General features: G+C 41.4%; 12 protein-coding genes. 7 read left to right on the forward strand and 5 right to left on the reverse strand.

Features of this window, described 5'->3' with window-relative positions; genetic code table 11:
- From BM202_RS37745 to BM202_RS36050, 3 genes are all read left to right on the forward strand, one after another.
- Nucleotides 1-606, forward strand: a 606-nt coding sequence (locus BM202_RS37745) for a hypothetical protein (protein WP_218160656.1), incomplete at its 5' end; no start/stop codon positions are given.
- Between the two features lie 922 nt (nt 607-1528).
- Nucleotides 1529-2647 (forward strand): glycosyltransferase family 4 protein, encoded by a 1119-nt coding sequence (locus BM202_RS36045; RefSeq protein WP_093835383.1) that lies wholly within the window; start codon nt 1529-1531, stop codon nt 2645-2647.
- Nucleotides 2644-3648 (forward strand): STELLO glycosyltransferase family protein, encoded by a 1005-nt coding sequence (locus BM202_RS36050; protein WP_093835385.1) that lies wholly within the window; start codon nt 2644-2646, stop codon nt 3646-3648. The genes BM202_RS36045 and BM202_RS36050 overlap by 4 nt, the downstream gene beginning before the upstream one ends.
- Before the next feature lie 521 nt (nt 3649-4169).
- Here the strand turns inward: BM202_RS36050 and BM202_RS36055 are convergent.
- Together BM202_RS36055 and BM202_RS39325 are read right to left on the reverse strand one after the other, a co-directional pair.
- Nucleotides 4170-4475, reverse strand: coding sequence for a hypothetical protein (locus BM202_RS36055; protein WP_093835387.1), 306 nt, complete (start codon nt 4473-4475; stop codon nt 4170-4172).
- 88 nt (nt 4476-4563) lie between these two features.
- A complete protein-coding gene (locus tag BM202_RS39325; protein WP_093835389.1) occupies nt 4564-4806 on the reverse strand; it encodes a DUF7683 domain-containing protein in 243 nt (80 codons plus the stop codon).
- 129 nt (nt 4807-4935) lie between these two features.
- Between BM202_RS39325 and BM202_RS36065 the strand changes: the two genes are divergently transcribed.
- Nucleotides 4936-5427 (forward strand): hypothetical protein, encoded by a 492-nt coding sequence (locus BM202_RS36065; protein ID WP_093835391.1) that lies wholly within the window; start codon nt 4936-4938, stop codon nt 5425-5427.
- Nucleotides 5428-5432: 5 nt separating this feature from the next.
- Here BM202_RS36065 and BM202_RS36070 read toward each other — a convergent pair whose 3' ends face one another.
- Genes BM202_RS36070 through BM202_RS36080 form a run of 3 tightly spaced genes read right to left on the reverse strand, consistent with a single transcriptional unit; the run spans nt 5433 to nt 6909 of the window.
- The gene (locus BM202_RS36070; RefSeq protein WP_093835393.1) at nt 5433-5711 is read right to left on the reverse strand and encodes a type II toxin-antitoxin system RelE family toxin; all 279 of its coding nucleotides are present in this window, start codon (nt 5709-5711) and stop codon (nt 5433-5435) included.
- Complete coding sequence (locus BM202_RS36075; protein WP_093835395.1) at nt 5701-5910, reverse strand: hypothetical protein; 210 nt, start codon at nt 5908-5910, stop codon at nt 5701-5703. The genes BM202_RS36070 and BM202_RS36075 overlap by 11 nt, the downstream gene beginning before the upstream one ends.
- A 45-nt stretch (nt 5911-5955) precedes the next feature.
- The gene (locus BM202_RS36080; RefSeq protein ID WP_093835397.1) at nt 5956-6909 is read right to left on the reverse strand and encodes a replication initiation protein; all 954 of its coding nucleotides are present in this window, start codon (nt 6907-6909) and stop codon (nt 5956-5958) included.
- A 765-nt stretch (nt 6910-7674) separates the two neighbouring features.
- Here BM202_RS36080 and BM202_RS36085 point away from each other — a divergent pair.
- The 3 genes from BM202_RS36085 to BM202_RS36095 are packed head-to-tail and all read left to right on the forward strand — an operon-like array spanning nt 7675 to nt 9856.
- Entirely contained in the window at nt 7675-8148 is a 474-nt protein-coding gene (locus BM202_RS36085; protein WP_093835399.1) for a BfmA/BtgA family mobilization protein, read from the forward strand.
- Nucleotides 8145-9170: a DUF5712 family protein gene (locus tag BM202_RS36090; RefSeq protein WP_093835401.1), complete on the forward strand. Its 1026-nt coding sequence runs from the start codon at nt 8145-8147 to the stop codon at nt 9168-9170. Before BM202_RS36085 ends, BM202_RS36090 begins: the two co-directional genes overlap by 4 nt.
- Nucleotides 9167-9856 (forward strand): hypothetical protein, encoded by a 690-nt coding sequence (locus BM202_RS36095; RefSeq protein ID WP_093835403.1) that lies wholly within the window; start codon nt 9167-9169, stop codon nt 9854-9856. Before BM202_RS36090 ends, BM202_RS36095 begins: the two co-directional genes overlap by 4 nt.
- The last annotated feature ends 191 nt before the right edge of the window (nt 9857-10047 follow it).

Genomic DNA, 10047 nt, shown 5'->3' on the forward strand with positions numbered 1-10047 from the left:
TCTTACGGGCAAGGGAACAGGTTCGCTATGGGGGTTGTCACTTCATTTGACACCTATTTAAGCCAATCCAGACCGAATCCGACGCTATTAAGGACGGACTATTTCTCCTCGGTTGGCTATGGCATCGACTTATCATACAAACGCGGTTTATGGCTATTCAATGCTCGTTTTCTGACCTCTAAACGTAAATATGATCAGCTATATGACATTCGGGTCGTTAATCCGGATGATATTGTTATTACCACTAAGGCGAGGAACACCGGTCGCTATTATTCTATACCCCTCACGGTTTCTTATCAATTAAATCGGAGCCACAAGCTACAGGTTTTTGGCGGGGTAGGTATCGTAACCGAATGGGTAGGTCGTCAAATCCGAGTGGAGACTTATAAGGCTCTAGGTGGTCCCACTTCCGTTCCCAGTTATGAGACGGAGCCTAATGCCTTGGTTGGCGGTAGTCTACAAGTTGTCCTTCGATACCATTTGACGAACAGATTTTTGCTTCAACTTGAGCCCGCCCTTCGATACTTTCCCCAAGATCAATCTACTTTTTATGGGAAGCCCGGAGCAACGGCCAATGTTCTCTTATCAGTTGGCTATAAATTATAGCCTAGCAGCACCCAAAAAAGGGGTGGTGACATCGTATGTCACCACCCCTTTTTTGACCCTAGGCAAATTGTGTTTTTTAAAGATGTGTTGTATAAGGATTGTTATGTTAAGGGAATATTCTAAGATCAACCACCCCACAGAAGCTGTGAATACAAACCAAATTGCCCTTTGGAAACGAAGTAAAAAGACCAGTACTATATCAATGGAATATCTGTAGATTATTTCTAGCTGTTATGAGTAGAACCCCGTCATAAGGGAAAAAATAAAAGCCAGATGACTTCGTGTCATCTGGCTTTTATTTGGGAAGTGACCCACAGTTGGAACACATCCGCCACCGAAGGCAGGTAAACGTCTGTAAACTAGTGAGTTGTCGAAAGAGGTACGCTTTCAACGTTCGATTATAGCAGTCAATAATTTTGCCGTTTAGGTATGTACGAAAGGAATGATTTTTGATGCTTTTAGTGCCTGATTCGCCCTTAAAAGCAAAGTCAAGATGAATTACAGCCATAAATAGCCAAGATTTATATTCATTCAAAGCATTTTTTAACGGGTTGACCAGAAATATAAATAGGCAAATAGGCGTAACTGACTGAAATACAAACCTTTAGTATATCCGGATGGCGGATATACTTTAAATGTGTAGTTATCTACATTATACACATATTTATCATATAGGTTATTAGATTAAGAGATAATGTTACTGATTATGTACTGTAAAATGAAAGTTTTCTTCATATGTTTAAATTAAAACAACAACATTAAGTAATATGAAAAAAAAGTACTTTTTAATTATAATAAGTAATTGTATGTTTGTTAAGTATTTATAATATTATACTACAAGTTTACATATATCATATATATTTATACAAATTATAAATATATATGGCATAGAGGTAAATGAAGTTTTAATAAATTTAGTAAGATGGATGGACTTAAGCTAAATATTTGCTCCAATGGTGATCCTAAAAGCCCTAAAACTTGGTCAGGAACGCCATATAACTTGTATTCTGAATTAATTAATAATGATGCTTTGGGAGAAGCTTTTGATTCAAATGTATTCGACAGTAAATACAAAAGTTTATTACCGAAATTAGTTAGTAAATTTTATTATGGATCTTCTATTGGAGAAGAACGGACGAGCTTTCACAGGTATGTAAATGCTGAACGGGTAAGAAGGAAAACGTCATCAAGTCATGTGCCTTCAACTTTACATACTAGTACACTCGATTTACCATTTGCTATATTACCTAAAGATCAAAAACATTACTTGTACTGTGATTCTACATGGAATCTATGGTCATCCCATTCAACAGCTATGGATGGCTACTCAAAAAAACTCTTAGTTCAAGCAGAAAAACTTGAGCAGAGAGCTTATCAACAAATGGCTCACATATTTTCAATAAGTGAGTACGTTAAAAATAACCTAGTAGATCACTATAAGATAAATTCTAACAACATAACGGTGGTTGGTACAGGACTTGGCGTTATTAAGCCTTTCTATGGTGAAAAGAATTATTCAAATAAAAAAATTCTTTTTGCGGCTAAAGGAAGATTTGAAGATAAAGGTGGCTATTTAGTTCTGGAAGCATTTAAAAAAGTTTTAGAGTTTAACCCCGACATAGAGTTGCTAATTGTTGGTCAAAATGACTATACTAAAACAATAAAATTACCTAATGTACGTACATTTGGATTTATAGCAATAGATGAGCTACAAAGCATTTTTAATGAGTGTTCGTTATTTCTTATGCCTGCTATTAATGAGCCTTGGGGGTTAGTTTATTTAGAAGCGTTATCCTGTAAAATGCCAATAATTGGATTGAATAAAAATAGTTTTCCTGAAATCTCTGGTTATGGTAAATATGGATTTGGCCTAGATACTAATAATCCTGAGGACTTAGCGCGACTTATAATTAAACTTTTTGAGGATAATAAAAAATTAAAAGAAATTGGGCAAGAGGCTCAAGAGTATTGTTTAAATAAATTTTCGTGGCAAAAAACTGTTTCTACAATTTTAAGCACTATTGAAAAGACTGAAAAATGAAAAAAGATATTGTAATAACCTCAATTTTTAATCCAACTGAGGCGGTCATTTTATTCTCTAAAATGCCTGATTATCAGCTAATTGTTGTTGGTGATAAAAAGACTCCTATCGATTGGCATTGTGATAATGTAGACTTTATTTCTGTTCATCAACAAGAAACGCTAAAGTTTGAACTGACGAAATCTCTACCCTATAATCATTATTGTAGAAAAATGCTTGGTTATTTAATCTCAATCTCTAATGGTGCAGATTATATTATAGATACTGACGATGATAATATTCCTAAAAATAACTGGATTTTTCCAGCCTTTGAAAGCAAATTTGATTGCGTAGAAGCAAATCAGGGTTTTATTAATGTTTATCAGCTATATACAAAGCAAAAGATCTGGCCAAGAGGATTACCTTTAAATTTAATAGCTAAACAATTTGATCTAGAAAATTTAATTAATTCTAAAAATTGCAAAGTTGGTATCTGGCAAGGGTTGGCCGATGAAGATCCTGATGTTGACGCTATATATCGATTAACGAGCGACGTACCATGCTATTTTGACGAAAGAGACCCTGTTGTTTTAGATAAAGGAACTATTAGCCCTTTTAATACGCAAAATACAATCATTAGAAAAGAACTCTTTGCTTTATTATATTTACCAACTTACGTAACTTTTAGGTTTACTGATATTTTACGTGGACTGATAGCTCAACCAATAATGTGGTTGTATGATTATCAACTTGGATTTGTTAATGCAACGGTTGTTCAGAAGCGAAATCCTCATGATTATATGAAAGATTTCGTATCAGAAATTCCCATGTATGAATATACGGAAAAAGTTATAGATGTAGTTACAAGAACTATTTCAATAGATAAGTCAATCGAATCAAACCTGTATGATTCTTATGATAGTTTATTAAAAGCGGATATTGTTAGTGCCAATGAAATGAAAACCTTAGAAGCTTGGTTGACTGACCTAAAAAATATAGAGTCCGCGGATAAGGCACACTGAATATTTTTTTCAACTATTTACTATATGGATTAGGATAATACGGGTTTGACTAACGCATTCTGGACATATCTGCTATATCGAGACTATAATATCTTATTGATGGGTGAATTAATCTACAGGATAAATCTTCCGAATCGTACACAATTCGCCACGACTTCATTGTGGCAAATCCAGATCGATAAATATCTGAATAATCGATCCTAGGAGCGTTCAGACAAATTGAAGACGCGAAAATACCTATTGGGACAAAAAGCGATGACTGTCTCAAAAAGTCAATTACGTTAAATCCTTGAGACATTAATTATTGAGACGGCCATTTAATACACTTTACAAGCTAAAATCACTTTGTTTATGGGTTTAGAGCTCGCCTCAGCTTAACCTCCGTTTGTTTGAGACACAAATTTTCGAGTCGTGACGGTTTATGTACACTTTTTTAAACGTACCCAACTACGATTATGTTAGTCGATTAAAATAGGAAAGGAGATTTGTAAGAGTTTTTAGCTACTTAAAAAATATAAAATTCACTGAGGTCTTATAGCTGTAACATCAATCAAACCTACAGTTTGACTACAGCTCCCTGTTGGAGTTTTATAACGAATATATACTGAAGCGGGCAATTTCAATTTAGATATATCATCATATGGCTTAGGAAGTGTAGGTGCTCGGTACAAGCCATCGTTTTCCATTTGAAGCGTAAATCCTCCACTACAAGCAACAAACCCGACTGTATAATCAATTATTATTGCCTTGACCTTTTCAGGCTCGACTTCGCTTTTATGACAGCCAGTTAGAAAAAATAAGAGTAGAAGAACAGGGAGAATCTTCATGATTGTGATGTTTTTCTATAGGACTTTAACGGCTGTAGGACCGTTGTAACACTCTCCCAGATCTGTTGTATAAGTGGCATTATGTTAGCTACGCTTGAAAACATTCAGCATAGTAAGTAAATAGAGTAAAGTCAAAAGACAACGTTACCCATTGCCGAAGCTCCCCAGCTTGTTGCTCGTCGATTTCATAAGGATTGTACATTAACGGATCGTCGGCTGGAGGACCAAATAGCTTCTTCAAATCATCGAGTGGTATATGATCTATGCTGCTTTCTCCAATGAGTTCTTCACTGGATATATCAAACCAACTAATCTGTCTTTGCACCCTCATTCCTGTTGTATAATCTCCATTATGATAAGCTCTCCACCTAAGTTTGTTTGCGCTGACAAAACCTAGGTTTTGTATATACCTGAAAAATCCTTTAACTATGTGTCTGACAAAACGTCTGACATAACTGTTATGGACCCAATTGATGCAAATACAAAACCGGAGTTACGTCAGCAGCCTATAAAAACGGCACTGACAGAACCGGAGTTAAGTCAGCAACCCGCCGAAATAGTGTTGACAGAACCGGAGTTACGTCAGCAGAACACAGAATCAGCGCTGACAGAACTGGAGTTAAGTCAGACAAAACCTGAAATAGACAAAAATAAAGGTGGACGTCCTCGTAAAGCTCCCGATGTAACACCTTGGACGGTTAGAGGTGTGGATCTGGAAACACGAACGGCCATAGAAAAAGCTGCAACACGAACGGGTAAGACTATTGGTCAGTACATGAATGAAGATCTACGCCAATATGCTCAAGAACAGCTAAAAAAAGGGAATCAGCCACCCATGAAACAGGAGGACTTACGTACTGAACTGGATGATATTAAAGGCATGATTACCCAACTTGCCGACCGAATACCGGTACAGGAAAAAAGGGGCTTCTTTCAACGGTTATTTGGTTAGCGTTTCTATTCATAAACATCCTTACGATGAGCTATCTTCATAATGAAGATGGTTATCTGCTCATTTTCTATCGTGTAGATAACACGGTAATCGCCCACTCGAATCCGGTAGTAATTATCTTGGTCGCTGCCTGGCATATCGAAGTTCTTCAACTTCTTATGGCCATGTGGTTTTGGCTCCTCTGCCAGATCCTCTATTTTTTCGAATATTCGGTCTTGCATCTTGGCCGGAATGCGTTTTAACTCCTTGGCCGCTGACTCAGTAACGACAATCTTATAAGCCACGGCTTGCCAAGATTTCGTTTTTTACGTCTTCAAAGGGGCGCGTAGGCTCACCACGTCGCTCTACAGCATCAAGGGTATCCATTAGGTCTTCTACAATCTCCTGAACAGCTACATTGGTCAAATCCAGCTGCAAAGCCGTTTTTTCCCCCTTACTGTTAGTGACGTAACTAATGCCTTGACGAATTGCAGTTGCATTCATTTGCTTATTCTTTGGTTGGTTAAATAACAGATTTACTAGGCTTTTTTACTTCTTATCGAGGCCAAATTCTTTCTGAAGGATTGAGCGAATGTAACCGGGCTTATTTTTGGTTTGATCAAGTTTGCCCGATGTCTGTAACTCATCCGCTCGCTCGGCAAATAGCTTGACGTTTTCGTGCGTTTTAAGCGCTTCTAAGGCCTGATCTAGTAATGGTGAGTCTTTACCAAAGATTTGACCTAAAAAGCGCATGACGAAGACGACATCCTCATTCTTGGCCCTTTCCTGAGCTACTTCTTTCTTTTTAGTATGAATTTTAAAAACCCATCCTTTTACAGATCCGCCACGGCCACGACCACCTCTCTCCTCGCTGTAAGTGAAATACAAATCACTTATGCCTTCCTCGTACATGTCCATTAGTTCAGCTTGAGCTACCTCAATGACATCTCTCTTTAGTTGGCCAACTGGAAGCTTAATGCAGAGTACTTCTTTTAAGCTATCAGGATTATACTCAAACCGACCGACCGACCGCCATTGACAGCACCATTCGTAAAATCGCTGAGAAAACTTACTAGTTAAAGTCATCACTACCGTAGCATCAAGTACGGTAAACCGCTTCGTCAGTTCGTAGAGATAAGGTAGAACATATTTTGAAATAGATACTTCTAGTCCTTTGCCCTTTATGTATTGACCACCATTGACAAACCCTGTCTCAATCCACCCCCCATCAGGAGCATCGATAGAGAAATCTTTCTTACGTAGGCTAACGACTGCTTTTCTGTAATCTCTGTATCTATGATCATGCTCATCAGACTTCTTAAGCTGACTTTCAGGAATAAATAGAATCAGTTCCCTTTTAAAAAAATCGTCAGCGATTCCATTTTGGACGGTTTTCATCACTTCAATAAGTGATAAATAGATCAACCGCTTCTCTGTAGTGGTATAGTCATATCTAGCACCTGTAATAGCATTGGTTTGCTTGAATGTCTCTAGCTGCGTCATTCTTCCTATTTTGTGCGTAATTTTAAATAAAGTTCACAAAATAAGCAACTAAAAAGGCCATATTTCCGCCAATTACGCATAAAATACCCCTAAAAACTCCGCCAATTACGCATAAAACTCCGCCAATTACGCATAAAACATCCCTATAAATTACTAAAAATCAATTAGTTACGGGGCCGTAAAGTTTGCAAAAGAATAATTTGCTAAAGTGCAAATGCCAAAAAACCGGCTTTTGAGGGGTAAAAAAGGGGTAAAAAACTAAACTTATCCACAACTAAAAAAGCAGCAATCAGACTAGTTAAAGCGAATGGGAAAAAGAAAGCAAAAACTAAAAAACGCACCAGGCCGCGCAACTATAAATTTAGTTAAATGTTCCACGATTTGCATTATTCCAATAGTAATTCAAACACCCTTTAGTAAATACTGCTGAAAAGAAAAGAGAATATCCTATACCATCCCCTTTCCAATACATTCATCCCTACTTATCTGATCTCCCCTGCTGGCCAGGTTCTAATTTGGTAATTTATCTGATCTTCTTTAGCTTCCCAACAAGATACTAACCCATCCGGCGCGTGTGTCGTGGTACGGTCTTGTAAGAGAGCGAGACGGAACGCTATTCCGCTACGCTTCATACCGTTCGTCTCGCTCTACGAGATTGATAATCAGTAAATTAAAATATAGTAGGGTTAATAATGTACGTACTTTTTGAGTACTTTCAGTATAATCTATTGATAATCAATAATAAAATGAATAAATTATATACGTATGACTGACCGAAAGACCTTATCGATTAGTTTGGGTGCCCACCGGCAGCTAGAAAAGTTAGGCGACCAATTGGGCCTATCTCATAAAGATTTAGTGAGTGCAATGCTGCAATTTTTCGCTGTTACCAAGCTCGATCCCCGTTATCCTAAAGCCGATGCACCGGATATCGTGCTCAAGAAATTGACCGATAAAGTCGATGCATTAGATAAACGATTTATTGGATTTATCCGCGAGCAAGAGAAAACCCTCTTAAAACCCATGCAGGCCGACGTGCAGGCCTTGCGGCAGGCCTCGGAATCGAGTTCCCCTGCGGGTCTAACCCCGGCGCAGCTGGAAGAGCAGTTGACCGGCGTGGTTGAAGCCGTGCAGACGTTACTGCGGCTGTCGTTCCGAACGGCCCTTGTGGATAATGCCCTTCGGAGCGAGTACAAACAACAAGCCGATCAACTCATTGCCCAGCAGAATGGCTTATGATGACCAAGATACCGTCGGGCGGTTCAGGCCTATCGAACCGTAGTGGTTCCTGTGGGGGGCTGGTGGCCTACCTGGAAAAGGAGCAGTTGGGGCAATGGTTTGGCCGGGAGTCGGACGCTGTGCCGGGTTACCAGGCCACCGCTGAGCTGGACGCCAACAAACGGAATCTAGGGCGCGAGGCTGATAAATATTACCAAATCGTCCTGGCACCGTCAAAAGCGGAGTTAGCCCATATTGGCTCCGATCCAGAGGCCCTCAAGGCCTTTACCCGCTCGGCGATGGAGGCCTACGCGCAGAACTTTGGAAAGGGGATTGAGAGCCGTGACCTGGTGTGGTACGCCAAGATCGAACACAGCCGCAGCTACGACTACACCGACCGCGCGGTCCAGTTAGGCGAACAGGCCAAGGGGGGGCTTAAAGTGGGCGATCAGACTCATATCCACGTGATTGTGAGTCGGACCGAGAATTTGAAGACCTACCGGCAGGATCTTACGGAAGGCCTGCACGCACGGAAGAATCCCTACCACCTGAGTCCGCTGACCAATCACAAAGGCACCACCAAAGGGGTAGTGGTAGGCGGGTTTGAGCGCAATGGCTTTAGCCAGCGGGTAGAGCAACGCTTCGATCAGGGGTTTGGCTATGAACGCTCTTTAACCGAATCGTTTCGGTATCTACACGGCATGAAATACGGGGATGAAGGTCTGAAAGCGGAGCTTCAACAGGCGGCTGCTTTAGAGCGCAGCCAGCAACGCGAGCAGGCTCAAGCTCTGGAGCTGGCCAGCCAGCAGCGGCAAAGCGAACTACAGGCAGGTTTGGGGCAGGCCTACCACCAGCAGGATACCCGCGAGTTGAGTCGAGCCTTGGAGCAGGCCGAGCAGATCCGTCAGCAACTGGCCCAGCAGCGCCAGCAGGAAGAAGCCCGTCAACTGGAATTACAACGAGCCGAAAGCCTAAAACAAGAGCAAAAGCTAGAACAAGGTATTCAACAAACGCCCCGTCAGGGTCGGGGTTTAGAGCGATGAACGAGAACAAATTCCTAAAAAACCTCAATCTGAAACCTACGTCAAGTACCCCTATCCCCGCAGCGGCTAGCCCTTCACCGGCTCCGCAGCCAGTTGCTCCTAGTGGGTACGATCCGATTCAACGGCTAGTGGACGAATTGAGCCGCCAGAGCACCGCTATCGAAGGGTTAAATGAACGCTTCAATCGCTGGGAAAAACGGCCCCGAGGGGCCAGCCCAGCCGAATTGGACGCGTTGATGCAGGCCGCTCGACAAGGTGTTGAGTTTACGCTCAATAGTCAGAAGATAGCTGAGTTGCTGCTGCCTGAGCTGACCAAGGGTATGCCTACGCTGAACAACCTGAAGGCGGCTACGGATGAAAGGGTGAACGAAATACGAGCCGTTGGGCTGGCCACCGCCGAGCGTATTGAGCAGGCTAGTACACGGGCTGTTAATCGGATTGAATGGGCCAGCCGCAGCAAAGCCGATGTGCTGGCCAGTCGCATTGGGTTTTCTTCCTGGCAATCCGCTCTCCTGATCTTTACGGGCTTTCTGGTGCTAGTCGGCGGGGCCATGCTGGCCAACCAGCAACGGGAAGCCGCTTTAGCCCAGGCGCGCACCCAGACGCAGGCGGTGCGCGAGTTCACGGATTGGGTCAAGACGCAGCCGGAGGGGAAACGCCTGTATGATCGGTATTATCATCCTTGATAGAGATCCCTCTACTTGTTAATGTAGCTTTACGCAATCTACTCAGCCACATGAAGACTATCTTATTGTCAATAGGTATGCTATTCTGCTTGGAGACGCTTCCTTCTTACGGGCAAGGGAACAGGTTCGCTATGGGGGTTGTCACTTCATTTGACACCTATTTAAGCCAATCCAGACCGAATCCGACGCTA

This window comes from Spirosoma endophyticum (genome assembly GCF_900112365.1).
Lineage (GTDB): Bacteria > Bacteroidota > Bacteroidia > Cytophagales > Spirosomataceae > Spirosoma > Spirosoma endophyticum.

What these genes read in the sequence shown, in the direction of transcription:
- BM202_RS36080 (WP_093835397.1), bottom strand. Translation starts at nt 6,909, where the DNA reads ATGACGCAGCTAGAGACATTCAAGCAAACCAATGCTATTACAGGTGCT.
- BM202_RS36085 (WP_093835399.1), top strand. Translation starts at nt 7,675, where the DNA reads ATGACTGACCGAAAGACCTTATCGATTAGTTTGGGTGCCCACCGGCAG.
- BM202_RS36095 (WP_093835403.1), top strand. Translation starts at nt 9,167, where the DNA reads ATGAACGAGAACAAATTCCTAAAAAACCTCAATCTGAAACCTACGTCA.
- BM202_RS36065 (WP_093835391.1), top strand. Translation starts at nt 4,936, where the DNA reads ATGGACCCAATTGATGCAAATACAAAACCGGAGTTACGTCAGCAGCCT.
- BM202_RS36090 (WP_093835401.1), top strand. Translation starts at nt 8,145, where the DNA reads ATGATGACCAAGATACCGTCGGGCGGTTCAGGCCTATCGAACCGTAGT.
- BM202_RS36055 (WP_093835387.1), bottom strand. Translation starts at nt 4,475, where the DNA reads ATGAAGATTCTCCCTGTTCTTCTACTCTTATTTTTTCTAACTGGCTGT.
- BM202_RS36075 (WP_093835395.1), bottom strand. Translation starts at nt 5,910, where the DNA reads ATGAATGCAACTGCAATTCGTCAAGGCATTAGTTACGTCACTAACAGT.
- BM202_RS39325 (WP_093835389.1), bottom strand. Translation starts at nt 4,806, where the DNA reads ATGAGGGTGCAAAGACAGATTAGTTGGTTTGATATATCCAGTGAAGAA.
- BM202_RS36050 (WP_093835385.1), top strand. Translation starts at nt 2,644, where the DNA reads ATGAAAAAAGATATTGTAATAACCTCAATTTTTAATCCAACTGAGGCG.
- BM202_RS36045 (WP_093835383.1), top strand. Translation starts at nt 1,529, where the DNA reads ATGGATGGACTTAAGCTAAATATTTGCTCCAATGGTGATCCTAAAAGC.